The 17043-nt window shown below is 67.1% G+C and carries 21 protein-coding genes; 11 read left to right on the top strand and 10 right to left on the bottom strand.

All coding sequences use genetic code 11. The features are described from left to right. Window positions 1-59 precede the first annotated feature (59 nt). Entirely contained in the window at window positions 60-758 is a 699-nt protein-coding gene (sfsA, locus tag ACFOOQ_RS04270) for a DNA/RNA nuclease SfsA (RefSeq protein WP_379722161.1), read from the bottom strand. A gap of 169 nt (window positions 759-927) precedes the next feature. Here sfsA and ACFOOQ_RS04265 point away from each other — a divergent pair, with 169 nt between their 5' ends. The 6 genes from ACFOOQ_RS04265 to ACFOOQ_RS04240 all read left to right on the top strand — a co-directional run bounded on the left by ACFOOQ_RS04265 (window position 928) and on the right by ACFOOQ_RS04240 (window position 3630). Continuing rightward, the gene (locus ACFOOQ_RS04265) at window positions 928-1656 is read left to right on the top strand and encodes a competence/damage-inducible protein A (RefSeq protein WP_379722159.1); all 729 of its coding nucleotides are present in this window, start codon (window positions 928-930) and stop codon (window positions 1654-1656) included. Window positions 1657-1660: 4 nt separating this feature from the next. Further along, entirely contained in the window at window positions 1661-2086 is a 426-nt protein-coding gene (locus tag ACFOOQ_RS04260; protein WP_379722157.1) for a Rap1a/Tai family immunity protein, read from the top strand. 12 nt (window positions 2087-2098) lie between these two features. Beyond that, window positions 2099-2560 (top strand): hypothetical protein, encoded by a 462-nt coding sequence (locus tag ACFOOQ_RS04255; RefSeq protein ID WP_379722155.1) that lies wholly within the window; start codon window positions 2099-2101, stop codon window positions 2558-2560. 76 nt (window positions 2561-2636) lie between these two features. Further along, entirely contained in the window at window positions 2637-2942 is a 306-nt protein-coding gene (locus tag ACFOOQ_RS04250) for a hypothetical protein (protein ID WP_379722153.1), read from the top strand. Between the two features lie 5 nt (window positions 2943-2947). Continuing rightward, entirely contained in the window at window positions 2948-3298 is a 351-nt protein-coding gene (locus tag ACFOOQ_RS04245; RefSeq protein WP_379722151.1) for a hypothetical protein, read from the top strand. After that, entirely contained in the window at window positions 3295-3630 is a 336-nt protein-coding gene (locus ACFOOQ_RS04240; protein WP_379722149.1) for a hypothetical protein, read from the top strand. Before ACFOOQ_RS04245 ends, ACFOOQ_RS04240 begins: the two co-directional genes overlap by 4 nt. On the opposite strand, the gene ACFOOQ_RS04235 is transcribed toward ACFOOQ_RS04240, so the two are convergent. From ACFOOQ_RS04235 to ACFOOQ_RS04210, 6 genes are read right to left on the bottom strand one after another with little or no spacing between them, the layout of a single operon-like run. Then, window positions 3605-4435 carry an ATP-binding cassette domain-containing protein gene (locus ACFOOQ_RS04235; protein ID WP_379722147.1) on the bottom strand — a complete coding sequence of 277 codons (831 nt, stop codon included), beginning with the start codon at window positions 4433-4435 and terminating at the stop codon, window positions 3605-3607. The genes ACFOOQ_RS04240 and ACFOOQ_RS04235 overlap by 26 nt on opposite strands. Then, complete coding sequence (locus ACFOOQ_RS04230; RefSeq protein WP_379722145.1) at window positions 4432-5436, bottom strand: ABC transporter ATP-binding protein; 1005 nt, start codon at window positions 5434-5436, stop codon at window positions 4432-4434. The genes ACFOOQ_RS04235 and ACFOOQ_RS04230 overlap by 4 nt, the downstream gene beginning before the upstream one ends. A 4-nt stretch (window positions 5437-5440) precedes the next feature. Then, window positions 5441-6286 (bottom strand): ABC transporter permease, encoded by an 846-nt coding sequence (locus ACFOOQ_RS04225; protein ID WP_379722143.1) that lies wholly within the window; start codon window positions 6284-6286, stop codon window positions 5441-5443. Continuing rightward, window positions 6279-7229 (bottom strand): ABC transporter permease, encoded by a 951-nt coding sequence (locus ACFOOQ_RS04220; RefSeq protein ID WP_379722141.1) that lies wholly within the window; start codon window positions 7227-7229, stop codon window positions 6279-6281. The genes ACFOOQ_RS04225 and ACFOOQ_RS04220 overlap by 8 nt, the downstream gene beginning before the upstream one ends. Window positions 7230-7241: 12 nt before the next feature. After that, window positions 7242-7901, bottom strand: coding sequence for a class I SAM-dependent methyltransferase (locus tag ACFOOQ_RS04215; protein WP_379722139.1), 660 nt, complete (start codon window positions 7899-7901; stop codon window positions 7242-7244). A gap of 7 nt (window positions 7902-7908) precedes the next feature. Then, window positions 7909-8100: a DUF1289 domain-containing protein gene (locus ACFOOQ_RS04210; protein ID WP_379722138.1), complete on the bottom strand. Its 192-nt coding sequence runs from the start codon at window positions 8098-8100 to the stop codon at window positions 7909-7911. Between the two features lie 204 nt (window positions 8101-8304). Between ACFOOQ_RS04210 and ACFOOQ_RS04205 the strand changes: the two genes are divergently transcribed. The 5 genes from ACFOOQ_RS04205 to htpG are packed head-to-tail and all read left to right on the top strand — an operon-like array spanning window position 8305 to window position 14886. Continuing rightward, window positions 8305-9060, top strand: a complete 756-nt coding sequence (locus ACFOOQ_RS04205; RefSeq protein WP_379722136.1) for an ABC transporter ATP-binding protein — start codon at window positions 8305-8307, stop codon at window positions 9058-9060. Between the two features lie 14 nt (window positions 9061-9074). Further along, complete coding sequence (locus ACFOOQ_RS04200) at window positions 9075-9809, top strand: ABC transporter permease subunit (protein WP_379722134.1); 735 nt, start codon at window positions 9075-9077, stop codon at window positions 9807-9809. 10 nt (window positions 9810-9819) lie between these two features. Then, on the top strand, window positions 9820-11775 hold the full coding sequence (locus tag ACFOOQ_RS04195; RefSeq protein WP_379722132.1) for a Gldg family protein: 1956 nt from the start codon (window positions 9820-9822) through the stop codon (window positions 11773-11775). Window positions 11776-11797: 22 nt separating this feature from the next. Beyond that, the gene (locus ACFOOQ_RS04190; RefSeq protein ID WP_379722130.1) at window positions 11798-12973 is read left to right on the top strand and encodes a DUF4340 domain-containing protein; all 1176 of its coding nucleotides are present in this window, start codon (window positions 11798-11800) and stop codon (window positions 12971-12973) included. Window positions 12974-13026: 53 nt separating this feature from the next. Then, window positions 13027-14886, top strand: coding sequence for a molecular chaperone HtpG (gene htpG, locus ACFOOQ_RS04185; protein ID WP_379722128.1), 1860 nt, complete (start codon window positions 13027-13029; stop codon window positions 14884-14886). Window positions 14887-14892: 6 nt separating this feature from the next. Here the strand turns inward: htpG and ACFOOQ_RS04180 are convergent, their stop codons facing one another. From ACFOOQ_RS04180 to ACFOOQ_RS04170, 3 genes are all read right to left on the bottom strand, one after another. Then, window positions 14893-15693 carry an NUDIX hydrolase gene (locus ACFOOQ_RS04180; RefSeq protein WP_379722126.1) on the bottom strand — a complete coding sequence of 267 codons (801 nt, stop codon included), beginning with the start codon at window positions 15691-15693 and terminating at the stop codon, window positions 14893-14895. An 18-nt stretch (window positions 15694-15711) separates the two neighbouring features. Then, entirely contained in the window at window positions 15712-16200 is a 489-nt protein-coding gene (locus ACFOOQ_RS04175) for a GNAT family N-acetyltransferase (RefSeq protein ID WP_379722124.1), read from the bottom strand. Window positions 16201-16284: 84 nt separating this feature from the next. Continuing rightward, complete coding sequence (locus ACFOOQ_RS04170) at window positions 16285-17040, bottom strand: DUF1223 domain-containing protein (RefSeq protein ID WP_379722122.1); 756 nt, start codon at window positions 17038-17040, stop codon at window positions 16285-16287. Window positions 17041-17043 lie beyond the last annotated feature (3 nt).

Raw genomic sequence — 17043 nt, 5'->3', positions numbered from 1 at the left:
CATCCTCGTCCGTATCGGCAACAGCCAGGGCCTGGTTCTGATTCACCGTGTCACTCCAGTCACTTATCTTCGATGTGCAGGCGGCGGCGGAGCGCAATCGCAGTCTCCGTCACGGCACAATCGTAACATAGCGCGTCCACCCCGGCTTTCAAAGCATCCCTGAAGGCGGCGGCATAGCCCGGGTCGCAGTCGGCGGCGAGCCGGAAGCGCCCGCAATCGGGCCGCTGCACCAGGAACAGCATCGCCGCGCGGTGGCCGGCCGCCACCATGGCCGCCAGCTCGCGCAGATGCTTCGCCCCGCGCGTGGTGACGCAGTCGGGGAATTCGGCCAGGCCCGGCTGTCGCATCAGGTGGACGTTCTTCACTTCGAGATAGCAGTCCGGCCGGTCCGGGCCCGAGAGCAGGAAGTCGACCCGGCTGTTCTCGGTGCCATAGGGCACTTCCGGGCGATGGGTCGCGTAGCCCTGCAGTTCGGGGATCGTATCCGCCGCCAGCGCTTCGGCGACCAGCCGGTTGGGCAGGGTCGTGTCGATGCCGACCAGCGCATCGTCGGCCTCGACCAGCACCCAGCCCCACCTAAGCTTGCCGCGGCCGGGCTTCAGCCAGGCCCGGCTGCCCGGCGCATCGAGGCCCAGCATGGCGCCGGGGTTCGGGCAATGCACGGTCTCCTCATGGCCGTCGGCGAAGCGCATGTCGGCGAGGAACCGCTTGTAGCGGCGCAGCAGGGTGGCGGGGGTCAGCGGGACGGGAAATTCCATATCCCGCCTATAGACATCCGGCCCGGCCGCGGCAACCCGGAGGCGAAGATCGCGGGCGGCGGTGTCGCAGTCCCGTCGGGCCGCTGGCCTGCACCCGCGTCGCGTGCTATCTCCTTGCGCCATGTCGGAAGCGCAGGGATCGGGGCAGCCGCGGATTGTGACAGCGGCCATGCTGGTGATTGGCAACGAGATTCTCTCGGGCCGCACCCGTGACGCCAATGCGTATTTCCTGGCCGGCCGGCTGACCGAACTCGGCATCCGGTTGCGCGAAGTGCGTGTGGTGCCCGATGTCGAGGCCACCATCATCGCCGCGGTCAACGCCCTGCGGGCGACCTACGATTACGTCTTCACCTCGGGCGGCATCGGCCCGACCCATGACGACATTACCGCCGACTGCATCGCCAAGGCCTTCGGTGTCGGCATCGACGTGCAGCCGGAAGCGCGTCGCCGGCTCGAGGCGCATTACGAGGCCGGCATGCTGAACGAAGCCCGGCTGCGCATGGCGCGGATTCCGGACGGTGCGACGCTGATCGACAACCCGGTCTCGACCGCACCCGGCTTCCGCATCGGTAACGTTCATGTGATGGCCGGGGTGCCGGCGATCTTCCAGGCTATGGTGGCAAGTCTGGCCCCCGGCCTGACCGGCGGCGCTCCGCTGCTGTCGCGCACGGTGATCGCCCAGGTGCCGGAAGGCACGGTGGCGGCCGATCTCGGCAGCCTGCAGCAGCAGTATCCCGATGTCGACATGGGCTCCTATCCGGCCTTTCGCGGCGGCAAGGCGTCGACCGCCATCGTGCTGCGTTCGACCGACCGGGCCCGGCTCGATGCGGCCACTGAGGCCATGTATGCCATTTTTCGCCGTTTCGGCGGCGAGCCGACCGAAAACGAAATCGTGTGATCCGATGCGCGCTTCTCTGTCTGCCTTTCTGCCTGCCCTGCTGACGGTTTTGCTGTTTCTCGCCACTTCTGCTGTTGCTCCGGCCCAGACGGCCCCGGCCACGCCCTCGGCCGACAGCAGCATGCCGGCCGGTCTGGCACCACCGCCGAAATTTCTGGCGAAGGACCTGCTGACCGGCTGTCAGGCTGCCGACGGCAGTGTGCAGCAGCGCGGCTGCCTGCGTTATCTGCAGGGTGCGGCGGCGATGTACAATCTGATCGCGGCCGACGGCAAGGACCCGGGCTGGTTCTGCACCCCGCGCGATGCGCCGGCGGAAATGCTGCGGCAGCAGTTCGTCAGCTGGGCCCAGGACAATGCCGACCAGATGGGGCTGGAGGCGATCCAGGCCCTGCGGTTGGCCCTGGCCGACGCTTTCCCCTGCCAGGAATAACCTGCCCCGATTTTGCCGCAATCCGGCCCGAGCCTTTTTCCCGACGCGCCCTATATTGGGCCTGTCAGTGCTGGCGGCCGGCAGGGAGCGGGCCGCGAAGGTAAGGCGATGCCAGGTTTCCGTCCCGCGTTCATGGCAACGGTTTTTCTGCTCGCACCTGTTTTGTCGGGCTGCGGGCCGGCACTGGAATGGAGCCGGCCGAATACCTCGGTGTTGCAGGCCCGGCAGGACAGCGCCGAATGCGCCGGCCTGGCCCGCGATCAGGCCTTCCGCGACAGCTTTTATTACGGGCCGGGATACGGTTATGCCGGTTCCCCTTTCCTCGGCATGCCGGGCCCGTACCGGGGCGGCTTCGGGCCGTTCCCCTATGCCGGCTATCGTGATGATTTCATGTGGCGGGCGCAGCGCGAAAGCGATCTGCGGGATTTCTGCCTGCGCGCCCGCGGTTATGCGTTGACCACCGTACAACCATGACAATGCCATCGTGGCGGCAGAGGGAAGGTGTGACATGGACAAGCGTTGTTTACTGATTGTGGCAGCAGTGCTGGCCGTGACGGCCTGTGCCCCGCAGGTCGAGTGGGTGAAAACGAGCGCCAGCCCGGCACAGGAGGCGACCGACGAGAAGCAGTGCAACGATATTGCCTACAACGAGGCCAGCCTCGAGATGATGTCGAGCCATCCGCTCTATCCGCCGGAGACCGATACCCTGTATGTCCCGAGCGGCGGCAACATGAGCGGCCATGGCCCCAAGCCGTCCTACAGCCGGGAGGGCGCACGCGCCTACGAACTGGCCAGTTACTGCATGAAGCAGCGCGGTTATACTCTGGAGCAGGTTGCGCCCAGGCAGGCAGGATGAGGGACATGGCGGTGGTTCAAAAGCGATGGAATCTGGGGATGGCTGGCCTGGTGGCCGTGCTGCTGCTGGCGGCCTGTGCCCCGGCCACCGAGTATGTCCGCCCGAACATGACCGCCCAGCAGCGCGATGCCGATGAAAAGGCCTGCCAGGATATTGCCGACTGGCAGGCGCTGGACGAAAGCTTCAGCAGCCATCCGAAATACCCGCCGCTGCGCGACACCCAGTTCGTCGACGAAGGCGGACCGGATGGCGGCGGGCGCAATGTCAGCTACAGCCGCCGCGGCGCCCGGGCCTACGAACTGACCGAATATTGCATGCAGCAGCGCGGCTACAAGCTGGTGGCTGTGAAGAAATGATCCTGCGACGCGTTCTGCTGCCGGGTTTGCTGCTGGCGCTGGCCGGTTGCGCGACGCCGACCGAATGGACGAAGCCCGGCACGCCGGTGGCCCAGCGTGATCAGGATCAGAAGCAATGCTCGGACAAGGCCTACTGGCAGGCACTCGATGAGAGCCAGTCGTCGCATCCGCTCTATCCGCCTTATACCGGTACCGGTTTCGGCTGGGGGCCACCGTTCGGTCCGGTCGAATCGCCGTCGTATTTCTCGCGCGGGCCGCGCGAAGCCGAGTTCATTGCCTACTGCATGCAGCAGCGCGGCTACAGCCTCACCCCGCTGCCGGTGACGCACTGATACCGCCATTGGCGCTGCCAGGCAGGGTGGCCAGCAGGGCCTGCGTATAGGGATGCTCCGGCCGGGAGAACACCGTCGCGGTGTCGCCGGCCTCGACGATGCGGCCGCGATGCATCACGACGACCCGGCTGCACAGATGGTCGACCACGGCAAGGTTATGGCTGACGAACAGATAGGTCACGCCGTGGCGCTGCTGCAGGTCGGCCATCAGGTTCAGCACCTGCGCCTGCACTGAGACATCAAGCGCCGAGACCGCCTCGTCGGCGACGATCAGCTTGGGCCGGGTGATCAGCGCACGGGCGATGGCGATGCGCTGGCGCTGGCCGCCGGAAAATTCATGCGGGTACTTGCCGGCATCGGCAGGTCTGAGCCCGACGTCGGCCAGCGCCTCGCCGATCCGTTCGCCGCGTTCGGCGCGCGACAGCCGCTCCAGCATGTCGAGCGGTTCGCCGACGATGCGTGCCACCGTCATGCGCGGATCGAGCGAACCATACGGGTCCTGGAATACCATCTGGAAATCGCGCCGTGCCAGACGCAGCGCCGCGGGTGACAGGGCATTGAGGTCCTGCCCGGCGAAACTGATGGTGCCGCTGTCGGGCGCCTCCAGCGCCATGGCCAGCCGGGCCAGCGTCGACTTGCCGCTGCCGCTCTCGCCGACGATGCCGAGGTTCTCGCCGGCCGTCATCTCCAGCGACAGGCCGTCGACGGCCTGGATGCGCCGTCGCGGCGCCAGCAGCGCATGGCGCGGCAGGGCGTAGCTCTTGCGGACATCGCGGAGCTGCAGCAGGGGCGCATCCGCTGTCATGAGACCGGTTCCATGCCAAGCAGCCGGGCCTGGTCGGTATGCCAGCAGGCGGCGGTATGGCCGGGCGTCATAGTGACGTCCGGCGGGGTCTCGGCGTGGCAGCGGGCATCGGCCAGCGGACAGCGGCCGGCAAAGGCGCAGCCGGCGCCGAGATCGGCCAGGTCCGGCACGATGCCTGCAATGGTCGGCAGCGGCGGGCGCGGATGCGGCCGGCCGGGGCGCAATCGCGGCATGGCGGCGAACAGGCCACGCGTATAGGGATGTGCAAGGCCGGCAAAGACCTCGCGCACCGGGCCGGCCTCGGCGGCACGGCCGCCATACATCACCAGCACGCGGTCGACACTGTCGGCGATCACGCCGAGATCGTGGCTGATCAGCACCAGCGCCATGCCCTCGTCATCGACCAGACGGCGGATCAGGTCGAGGATCTGGCGCTGGATGGTGACGTCGAGTGCCGTGGTCGGTTCGTCGGCGATCAGGATGTCGGGCCCGCAGGCCAGTGCCATGGCGATCATCACCCGCTGGCGCTGACCGCCGGACAGCTGGTGCGGCCAGGCCTCGAGGCGGGCGCGCGGTTCCGGAATGCCGACGCGGTCGAGCAGGTCGGCGGCACGCTCGCGGGCCTGTCGCGCATTGAGGCCCGCATGCAGCAGCAAAGGCTCGGCGATCTGGTCGCCGATCCGGTGCAGCGGATTGAGCGCGGTCATCGGCTCCTGGAAGATCATCGCCAGCCGGTTGCCGCGCAGGGCGCACAGCCGCTCCTCGCCGGCGGCCAGCAGATCCTCGCCGGCGAAACGCACGCTGCCGCCGGCCGTCGCCCCTTCGGGCAGCAGGCCCATCAGAGCCAAAGCCGCCATCGACTTGCCGCTGCCGCTCTCGCCGACGATGCCAAGCGTGGCACCCTTTTCCAGGTCGAAATCGAGACCGCGCACGGCCTGTACCAGTGCTCCGGACGTGGGCAGCGTCACCGTGAGATTGCGGACGGAAAGCAAAATAGTCATGCCGTCACCGCCGCCGCGCCAGTCGCGGATCGGTCAGGTCGCGCAACCCGTCGCCGAGCAGGTTCAGCCCCAGCACGGCGATGGCGATGGCACAGCCCGGCCAGACCGCCAGCAGGGGCGCGCGGAACACATAGGACTGCGCCTCGTTCAGCATGCGGCCCCAGGACGGCGTCGGCGGCTGGGTGCCGAGGCCGAGATAGGACAGTGCGGCCTCGGCCAGGATCGCCAGCGCGAACTGGATGGTCGCCTGCACCACAATGGCCGACAGGATGTTGGGCAGCACGTGTTCCAGGGTAATGCGGAAACTGCCTTTGCCGGCAGCGCGCGCCGCCAGCACGTAGTCGCGCGTCCAGACCGCGTTGGCCGAAGCGCGCACCACGCGGGCGAAGACCGGGATGTTGAAAATGCCGATGGCGATCACCGAATTCAGCGTGCCGGGGCCGAACACCGCAGCCAGCATGATCGCCGACAGCACGGCGGGAAAGGCGAAGGTGAAATCGGCACAGCGCATCACCAGCTCCTCGGTCCAGCCGCGCCGCGCTGCGGCAAGGAAACCGAGCAGGCCGCCGAGTGCCAGCCCGATGCCGACCGCCAGTACCGCGACCAGCAGCGAGTTCTGCGCCCCGGCGAGAAGCTGCGAGACGATGTCGCGGCCCAGAGCATCGGTGCCAAGCCAATGGACGGCGGACGGCGCCGCCAGTCGCTGGCGCACATCGGGCTGGGTGGCGACATAGGGTGTCCAGACCAGCGACAGCAGCGCCATGCCGATCACCAGCGCGGTCAGCAGGCCGCCGGCGGCAAAGCTGCGGTGCTGCCGGGCGCGATGCAGGAAGGCGGCGAGATCACGCATCGCGGGCCTGCAGGCGCGGGTCGATGGCGACATAGAGCAGGTCGACGGCGAAGTTGACCAGCACCACGGTGCCGGCCAGCAGCATGACGGCGGCCTTCACCACCTCGATGTCACGGTTGCTGATTGCCTGGAAGATCAGGCGGCCCAATCCGGGCAGCGAGAAAACCTGCTCGACCACGATGGAGCCGGCCAGCAGGTTGCCGAACTGCAGGCCGATCACCGTGATCACCGGGATCAGCGCGTTGCGCAATACATGGCGCCACAGCACGGCATTGCGGCTCAGTCCCTTGGCGCGGGCGGTGCGCACGAAATCCTCGCGCAGCACGTCGAGTACGGCCGAGCGGGTGATGCGGGCGAGGATCGCCGCCTGCATGGCGGCGAGCGACAGGCTCGGCAGCACCAGGCCGGACAGTGCCGGCAGCAGGCCGGCATGCCAGCCGGGGAAACCGCCGGCCGACAGCCAGCCGAGATTGACCGCGAACAGCAGGATCAGCAGCAGGCCGAACCAGAAATTCGGAATCGAGATGCCAAGCTGGCTTAAGGCCATCACCAGCAGGTCGGTCGGGCGGCCATGGCGCGCGGCGGCAAACAGCCCGAGGCCGAGCGCCAGTGCCACGGTAAGCGCCATGGCGATCACCGCCAGCGGATAGGTCAGCGCCAGCCGGTCGGCGATCAGCGGCCAGACCGCGGTCTTGTAGGCGTAGGAGATGCCGAAATCGCCATGCAGCAGATGCCCGAGCCAGTCGAGATAGCGCTCCAGCGGCGGCCGGTCGAGGCCGTATTGCGCGCGGAAGGCGATAAGCTGCTCGCTGCTGGCATCGATGCCGAGCGCCAGCAGGGCCGGATCGCCGGGCAGGATTTCCAGCACGAGGAAGATGATCGCCGAGGTCGCCCACAGGGTGGCGATCAGGGTGGCCAGGCGTTTCAGCAGGTAATAGGCCATGGCCTCACGACATCAGCGGCGGACCGCGAGGGTCACGCCGTCGCCGATGGGCAGCATGGCGATCTGCACGCGGTCGTCGGCCGCCAGCATGGCGTTGAAGGCCCGCAGCGCCACGGTGTCGTCGGATTGGTCGGTATCGTCGATCACGCTGCCGCCCCACAGCACGTTGTCATAGGCGACGAGGCCGCCCGGCCGCAGCAGGGTCAGCACCTGTTCGTGATACCCGGCATAGCCGGTCTTGTCGGCATCGACGAAGGCGAAGTCGTAGGAGCCCGCGGCGCCGCCGGCGATCAGTGCGTCGAGCGTGTCGCCGGCCGGACCGATGCGCAGGTCGATACGGTCGGCAAGGCTGGCTTTCTTCCAGAAGCGCTGCGCGATGGCCGTGGTCTTCGGGTTGATGTCGCAGGCGGTGATCTGCCCGTCGGGCGGCAGGGCGAGGCCTACGGCCAGCGAACTGTAGCCGGTGAACACCCCGACCTCGAGGCAGCGGCGGGCGCCGGTCAGTTTCACCAGGATCTGGAACAGCGCGCCCTGGTCGCGGCCGATCTGCATGCCGGCGCCCGACAGCGAAGCCGTGCGCTGGCGCAATTCGGCCAGCAGCGGATGTTCGGGTGGCGAGACCGACAGCAGGTAGTCATAGAGGGGTGCGTCGAGGCCGAGCGAGCGGGTCATCGTGGGATCATCCTGCCGCTCGCTGCTGCCGCCGGCGCTCGTCCAGGGTCCGCAGCAGGGCGAGCCGCTCGTCGAGCCCCATGCGCGGCCAGGCGCCGATCTCTTCGCCGCTGCGCAGGCAGCCCAGGCACCAGCCGGTCCGCCGGTCGATCTGGCAGATCTTGGTGCAGGGCGAGGGAATGTCGTAGGCGCTGGTCATGCTGCAGGGTGACTGTGTTGGGGGGCTCTGGCGGGTGGATCGTGGCGAAAATGTGGCGGCGTTCGTGTTAAGACCCCGTTCGCGATGGGTTTGTTAATCGCAATTAATGCTCCGAGGCTTGAACCCTGGTGGCAGAAACTTTTATCTAGCGGTCGCCGTGCGGCCACAATCTGGTAACGGTGAGGCAGGGGACCACGCAAAACGATGATCGACATAAAGAATCTGGTCAAGCAATTCGGTCCGTTTACGGCAGTCGACAACATCAGTTTATCCGTCGCCAGGGGCGAGGTGCTGGGTTTCCTCGGGCCGAACGGCGCCGGCAAATCCACCACCATGAAGATGCTCTGCGGCTTCCTGGCGCCGACCTCGGGCAGCATCGCGGTCTGCGGCCATGATGTCGAGGCCGATCCGCTGGCCGCCAAGCGCAGCATCGGCTACCTGCCCGAAGGCGCCCCGGCCTATGCCGACATGACGGCGCGCGGCTTCCTCGATTTCATCGCCGACATCCGCGGCCTGTCCGGCGCTGACCGCCGCACGCGGCTCGCCCGCGTGGTCGACCAGATCAACATCCGCGACGTGCTCGACCAGCCGATCGACACGCTGTCCAAGGGCTACAAGCGCCGCGTCGGCCTCGCCCAGGCGATCCTGCACGATCCGCCGGTGCTGGTGCTCGACGAACCGACCGACGGTCTCGATCCGAACCAGAAGCATGAAGTGCGCGACCTGATCCAGGCCATGGCGAAGGACAAGGCGATCATCATCTCGACCCATATCCTCGAAGAGGTCGAGGCGGTATGCAGCCGCGCCATCATCATCGCGCGCGGCCGCGTGGTGGCCGAGGGCCGGCCCGATCCGGCCAGCGGCGGCTGGCGCATCGGCGACATCATCGCCGAGCCGGGCCGCATGGACGCCGCCTTCCGCCAAGTCACGCAAGCCGGCGCGCCCGCGCGCGCCGCCTGATCGGAGCTTCCGTCATGTCATCGCTGTTCTCGATCACCCGTCGCGAGCTCTCGGGCTATTTCGCGACCCCGGTCGCCTATGTCTTCATCGTGGTGTTCCTGTTCACCGCGGGCATCTTCACCTTCTATCTCGGCCAGTTCTTCGAACGCGGCCAGGCCGACCTCAAGGCCTTCTTCCTGTTCCATCCCTGGCTCTACCTGTTCTTCCTGCCGGCCATCGCCATGCGGCTGTGGGCGGAAGAACGCAAGTCGGGCACCATCGAGCTGCTGCTGACCTTGCCGATCCCGTTGTGGGCCGCGGTGGTCGGCAAGTTCCTCGCCGCCTGGATCTTCGCCGGCATCGCGCTGGCGCTGACCTTCCCGATGTGGCTGACGGTCAACTGGCTCGGCCACCCCGACAACGGCGTCATCCTCGGTGGTTATATCGGCAGCTTCCTGATGGCCGGCGGCTATCTCGCGGTCGGCTCCTGCCTCAGTGCCATCACCAAGAACCAGGTGATCGCCTTCGTGATCAGCGTGCTGGTCTGCTTCGTGTTCACGGTGGCCGGCGCGCCGATGGTGCTCAGCTTCTTCCAGGGCTGGGCGCCGCCGCTGATCGTCGACACCATCGCGTCGTTCAGCTTCCTCACCCATTTCAACGCGATTACCGAAGGTGTGATCGATGTGCGCGATCTCATCTTCTTCCTGTCACTGATGGCCGTCGCTCTCTTCGCCACCGCCGTCATCGTCGATTACAAGAAAGCGGGCTGAGGGCAGGATCATGAAGACCGGCAGCAAAGCGCTCCTCACCGGCACCGGCCTCGTCGCGGCCTTCGCCATTTTTTTCGGCGTCAACGTCCTGTCGAACCAGGGCCTGCGCAGTGCCCGCATCGACCTGACCGAGGCGCGGCTCTACACGCTCTCCGACGGCACGCGCAACGTGATCAAGGCGATCCCCGAGCCGATCACGCTGCGGTTCTTCTTCTCGGACCGGCTGTCCAGCGCCGCGCCGCAGCTCAAGCAGTACGGCAACCGGGTCCGCGAACTGCTCGAACGCTATGCCGCGCTGTCGGGCGGCAAGATCCATCTCGAGGTGATCGACCCCGAGCCGTTCACCGAATCGGAAGACCGCGCCGTGCAGGCCGGCCTGCAGGCGGCGCCGCTGCCTGACGGCGGCCAGCTCTACTTCGGCCTGGTCGGCAGCAATGCGCTCGACCAGCAGCAGTCGATCCCGTTCTTCCAGGCGGATCGCGAGCAGTTCCTCGAATACGACCTGACCAAGATGGTCTATGGCCTCAGCAACCCGAAGAAGCCGACCGTCGGCATCCTCGGTTCGCTGCCGCTGGAGTATGGTCCGGGCGGCATGATGGCGGCGATGCGCGGCCAGTCGCAGCCCTATCTGATCCTCGACCAGATCAAGCAGTTCTTCGACGTGAAGATGCTGGATGCGAGCAAGCCCGACGAGATCAACGACAAGCTCGGCGTGCTGCTGCTGGCGCATCCCAAGGACCTGAAGCCGGCCGAGAAATACGCCATCGACCAGTTCGTGCTGAAGGGCGGCCATCTGATCGTCTTCAGCGATCCCTATTCCGAGACGATGGCGGCGATGCCCAATCCGATGACCGGCCAGCCGATACCGCCGGGCATGGACCAGTCCTCGCTGATGAACGACCTGTTCAAGGCCTGGGGCGTCAAGATCGAGCCGGGCAAGTTCGTCGCCGACCTGACCCTGGCCCAGCGCGTGCAGACCGGCAAGCCGGGCGCCGCCGCGGTGGTCGATTACGTGCCGTGGCTGAATATCCCGCAGCAGAACATGGACCATGGCGACATCGTCACGGCGTCGCTGACCAACATCAACGGCGCCTCGTTCGGCGCCATCGAGACGCTGCCCGGCGCCACCACCAAGGTGACGCCGCTGATGACCTCGTCGGACAAGGCGATGCTGATGGATGTCTCCAACATCCAGGGCGATCCCGATCCGGAAGCGATTGCCGGCAAGTTCAAGCCCGACGGCAAGACCTATGTGCTGGCTGCCCGCATCAGCGGTCCGGCCAAGACCGCCTTCCCGGACGGTGCCCCGGCCCCCGAGCAGAAGGCCGGCGACAAGCCGGCTGATGCGGCCAAGCCTGCCGACGCCAAGCCGGCGGCGCCTGAGGTCAAGGAGAGCGTCAAGCCGATCAACGTGCTGCTGGTGGCCGATGCCGACATGCTGGATGACCGCTTCTGGGCCCGCACCCAGCAGATGTTCGGCCAGAATGTGTTCGTGCCGATTGCCGCCAATGCCGATTTCCTGGTCAACGCCATCGACAACATGGCGGGCTCCAGCGACCTGATCGGCCTGCGCAGCCGCGGCCGCGCCCAGCGCCCGTTCGAGAAGATCGAGGCGATGCGCCGCGATGCCGACCAGCAGTTCCTGGCCCGCCAGAACGAGCTGCAGAAAAAGATGGAAGACACGCAGAAGAAGCTGGCCGACCTGCAGTCGAAGGCACAGGGCCAGTCGAATGCCCTGCTGACCGCCGAGCAGCAGGCCACCATCGACACCTTCCGCGACCAGCTGCTGCAGACCCGGCGCGAGCTGCGCAACGTCCAGCACCAGCTCAACCGCGGCATCGAACGGCTGCAGCTGCTGATCAAGTTCATCAATATCGGCCTGATGCCGCTGCTGGCCGCCGTGGTTGCGGTCGGGCTCGGCATCTTCTGGCGCCGGCGCCGCCAGCGCCGGGCGCTGGAAGGCTGACGGGCGGGCAGGGAGAGTAGTCATGATGCGCAACAAGAGCTGGGCCGTTCTGGTCGGCGTCGCAATCGTGCTGGGCGGGGCCGCCTGGTGGGTGACCTCCTCGCGCAACCAGGCGTCCGAGGCCGATTTCACCCCGAAGCCGATGTTTCCGGGCCTGACCGCCAAGGTGAATGACGTCGATTCGCTGGAGATCGCCACCCCGAAGGCTTTGTTCCGGATCGAGAAGGGCGCCGATTCCGAACACTGGACCATGCCGGGCCATGCTGGCTATCCGGTGCAGGCCGACCTGGTGCGCAAGAACGTGCTCGGCATCGCCGGGCTCGAGACCATCGAGCCGCGCAGCGACAAGCCGGAGAATTACGACCTGCTGCAGGTCGCCGACCCCGAGCATTACAAGCCGGTCGACAAGGCCGCCGAATCCGATCCCGGCCCGGTGCTGATCCGGCTGGTCGGCAAGGATGCCAAGCCGATTGCCGCGGTGATCGTCGGCAAGACCAAGTCTTACCCGGTCGAGGGCAAGCCCGGCCAGTATCTGGTGCGCAAGCCCGACGAGGCGCGGGCCTGGGTGGCCCGCGGCATGCTCGATGCCAAGGCGGACCCGATCGACTGGTTGGTCAAGGACCTGATCAAGATCGACCGCAACCGGGTGGCCGAGGCGAGCGTGCGCCAGCCCGATGGCGAGACGCTGGCCCTGGTGCGGGCGCCGAAGACCGACAAGGATGCCGGCAGCGCCAATTTCACCCCGAGTGAGCCGCTGCCCAAGGGCATGAAGATCTCGTCGCAGTATGACGTCAACGCGGTGGCCGGCGTGCTGTCGTGGATGACCTTCGACGATGTCGCCAAGGCGGCCGACCACGATTTCTCCAAGGCGACGGTCACCGATCTGAAGACGCTGGACGGCGTTCATGCCGTGATCCGCAGCATCCCGGCCATGGACAAGGACGGCAAGGACGACAAGAAGGCCTGGATCACCATCGCGGTGACCTATGACCCGGCCCTCTTGAAACCGGACGCGGCGAACCCAGATTTGCTGAAGCCGGATGACGCCCAGAAGCAGGTCAAGGAGGCGGCGGCGCGCATGGATGGCTGGGCCTATCTGGTACCCGAGTCCGAACGCCGCGACCTGACCCGCCACCTGAAGGACCTGCTCGAGGCCGACAAGCCGGAAGACAAGAAGGACGCCAAGAAGGCGGGCTGAACCCGCCGCTTGGCCATTGACGCCGGGAACCGGAGCCATGACCGAGCAGACCCATGACTGAACAGACGCTGCAATTCCAGGCCGAAGTCGCGCGCCTACTGCATATCGTCACCCATGCGCTGTACAGCCAGAAAGAGATCTTCCTGCGGGAATTGATCTCGAATGCGTCCGACGCCTGCGACAAGCTGCGCTTCGCCGCCCAGACCGATGAGACGCTATGGGCCGGCGATGCCGACCTGAAGGTGACGATCGGCGCCGACAAGGCGGCCCGCATCCTGACCATCGCCGACAACGGCATCGGCATGAACCGCGACGAGCTGGTCGCCAATCTGGGCACCATCGCCCGCTCGGGCACCGGCGAGTTCCTGTCCGGACTGACCGGCGATGCCGGCAAGGACATGGCGCTGATCGGCCAGTTCGGCGTCGGCTTCTATTCGGCCTTCATGGTTGCGGAGCGCGTCGAGGTGGTCTCGCGCAAGGCGGGCGAGGCACAGGCCTGGCACTGGGCATCGGACGGCTCCGGCCAGTTCACCATCGGCGAAGCGGCCCGCGAGACGCGGGGAACCACCATCACCCTGCATCTGCGCGCCGGCGAGGACGAATTCCTCGAACCGGAACGGCTGCGCCATATCGTCAAGACCTATTCCGACCATATCGCCCTGCCGGTGCTGCTGCAGGACGGCGACAGGACCGAGGCGCTGAATGCCGCCAGTGCCCTGTGGGCGCGGCCGAAAGCCGAGATCGAGCCGCAGCAGTATACGGACTTCTACCATCACGTGGCGCATGCCTTCGACGACCCCTGGCTGACCCTGCACAACCGGGTCGAGGGCAAGCTCGATTACACGCTGCTGCTGTTCGTGCCCGGCCGCCGGCCGCCGGACCTGTTCGAGCCGTCGCGCAAGGCGCAGCTCAAGCTGTATGTGCGCCGGGTCTTCATCACCGACCGCTGCGACGAACTGGTGCCGTCCTGGCTGCGCTTCCTGCGCGGCGTGGTCGATTCTGCCGACCTGCCACTGAATGTCAGCCGCGAGATGCTGCAGCATAATCCGGTGGTCGCCCGCATCCGCCAGGCGATCACCCGCCGCGTGCTGGGCGAGCTGGAGAAGAAGGCCGCCGGCGAGGCCGAGGCCTACGCGGGCTTCTGGGAGAATTTCGGCGCCGTCCTGAAAGAGGGCCTCTACGAGGATGCCGAGCATCGCGAGGTGTTGCTGAAGCTCGCCCGCTTCCGTTCGTCGTCGCGCGACGGCTGGGTTTCGCTGGCCGATTATGTCGCCGCCATGAAGGACGGCCAGACCGCAATCTATGTCATCAACGGCGAGCAGCTCGACCAGCTCAAGCGCAGCCCGCAGCTCGAGGGTTTCCGTGCCAAGGGCATCGAAGTGCTGCTGCTGACCGATCCGGTCGACGATTTCTGGCTCTCGGTGGTCAGCGATTTCGAAGGCAAGCCGATCAGGTCGGCGACCCGGGCCGGCGCCGATCTCGACGGCATTGCCGGCGGCGCGGATGCCGCGAAGCCGGAAGACAAGGCGGAAGGTGCCGCGCTCGGTACCCTGGTCGCCCTGCTGAAGCAGACGCTGGGCGAGGCCGTGAAGGATGTGCGGGAGTCGAAGCGGCTGACCGACAGCGCGGTCTGTCTGGTCGCCGGCGACGGCGACATGGACATGCATCTCGAACGCCTGCTGCGGATGCACCAGAAGCTCGACATGGCCAGCCCGCGCATCCTCGAGATCAATCCGTCACACCCGCTGATCCGCCGGCTGGCCGAGCGGGCGACCCAGCCCGGTGCGGTCGATGCGTTGGCCGATGCGGCACAGCTGTTGCTCGACCAGGCCCGCATCGTCGAGGGCGAACCGTTGGCCGATCCGCAGGCCTTTGCCCGCCGGCTCGCGGCGGTGATGCAGCAGGGACTCTAGGCGGAATTACATGCCGATGCGGCTGACCGGGACTTCGGTCACGCCATAGCCGGCCTCGACCGGGATGCGCAGATGCGGCTCGCCCGGTGCGTTCTTGTCGAGTACCGGCATCACGTCGACGATGATGTCGCCCGCCGCATTGGCCAGTGCCGCGGCCACGCTGTCGGCCCGGGCCAGTTTGACCAGCTGCATGCGGGTGGCGAACACGATCGTGCGTCGCTTGGCTTCCCAGTCGTCGAGCGCGGCCTGGGCGCCGAGCCAGCCGGAATCGACCGACTCGCTGCCGTCGTGGGCGCCGATCTGGCCTTCGGGGGCTGCCGCGACAAAGAACCAGGTGTCGAAGCGCTTGGGCATGCTCTCCGGCGTGATCCAGTGCGCGAACGGCACCAGCGTATCCAGCGCGTAATCAAGGCCCTCGGCTTCGGCCATGTCGCGGAGCGTCTTGTCGCCGCGATTGAGCGGGTCGCGCCAGGGGGCGAGTGCGGCTGCGCGGTCGGCCGGCAGCAGGGCGCCGTCGCCCTTCGGCCGCGCCAGCAGCAGGCCGGATTCCTCGAAGACCTCGCGAATGGCACCGAAGGCGAAAGGCGTGAGGGCGGGATCGAAACGGCCCGGCCGGGCATGGCGGCCCATCAGCACCGGATCGCTGTCGCCCTCGGCCAGCTTGCCGCCGGGAAACACCATGGCGCCCGAGGCGAAGTCGATGGCGTGGTTGCGCTTGACCATGAAGACTTCCAGGCCGGCCGCGCCATCGCGGATCATCAGCACGGTGCTGGACGGCAGCAGCCTGCCGGACTTCGGATCGCTCATCGCAGTGTTTCCCCGGATTTATGGTTTTATGTCGCGCCCGTGCTGGGCCGGCCGGCGCAGCAGGGTGCGGTTGCCGGTCGGCGTCATCGGGGCAAAGCCGAGCCGTTGCAGCCAGGCAATACGCACGCGGTCGCTGTCGGAGACCTGGATCTCGACGCCGGCCAGCCCGGCGGTGCGGGCATGATGGGTGGCGAAATCGAGCAGCCAGCCGCCAAGCCCGCGGCGGCGCATGTCGGCGGCAATGGCCAGCCGGTGCACCAGGATGGCGTCATGCAACGGCAGCAGCACGATGAAGCCATCCAGTGCCGTGCGCCATTCGGCGACGAACAGGCTTTCCTCCTGCTGCAGGGCGGCAAGGTCGGTGGTGAAGGACGGATAGGATTCGGCGGCGATCTCGTGCAGCCGCGACAGGTCGCGGGCATCGGCCAGCCGCACGCGATGGTCGATGCGTGGCGGCCTGCGGGTTGTACCCGCGGCCGGGACTCGTTCGGACGGAACCATCGTCATGACGGCAGCTTCCGACTGCCGCGCCGGACTGTCAACCGCCGCTTGTGCTTTGCTGCGGAAAGGTCACGGCGGCTGTCCGCGCGTTCAGTTCGCGCCGCGCAGGTCGACGGCGCCGAGGATCGGGCCCTGCAGGGATTGCAGCATCACCACGACGCCATGCTGCTGCCAGTCGACCTTGCCGAGGTCAGGCACCGTGTAGCTCGCGGCCTGGCCCTTCCAGCGGCCGAAATCATTCCAGCTGCGCGCCACATTGAGGTAGGTCAGCGTCTGGCCGGTATTCTCGCCGCGCTCGATCGCCACCTTGTGTTCGCGGTCGTATTCGCAGAGCAGCAGCTTGGCCTCGCCCTGCCAGCCGGCGATGGCCGGCACGGCAATCTGCCAGACCGTCTTGCCGGCTTCGGTCACCGGCTTGGCCTGCAGGGTGACGCGCTTTTCCTTTTCGGCGGCCTTGATGGCGGCCGCGACCGCGCCGCGGTTGGAGCCGACCGCCTGGAACTGGCCGTCGACCACCGCCTGCGGCGTATAGATCTGCCGGGAGCCGAAGCTCTGCGCATAGGCCTGCTGGCGGTTGGTGTGGCCTTTCTTGCCGAAGGTGTCGCGCCAGCCGAGATAGTCCCAGTAATCGACATGCAGCGACAGCGGCAGCACACCGGGCAGCTTCTCCCAGTCTTTCATCAGCGCGTCGGCCGGCGGGCAGGAGTTGCAGCCCTGGCTGGTGAAGAGTTCAAGCACCACCATCTGCTGCTGCGCCTTTGCGGTTCCGCCGGCAAGCATCAGGCCGAACGCCGCTGCGAAGGCGAGCAGTCCGATCCGGGCGGATATGGCAAGTCGTTTCGTCATGGC

This window comes from Ferrovibrio xuzhouensis (assembly GCF_042648965.1).
Taxonomy (GTDB): Bacteria; Pseudomonadota; Alphaproteobacteria; order Ferrovibrionales; family Ferrovibrionaceae; genus Ferrovibrio; species Ferrovibrio xuzhouensis.
Note: the sequence above shows the minus strand (reverse complement) of the source record. Positions and strands in the feature narration are given on the sequence as shown.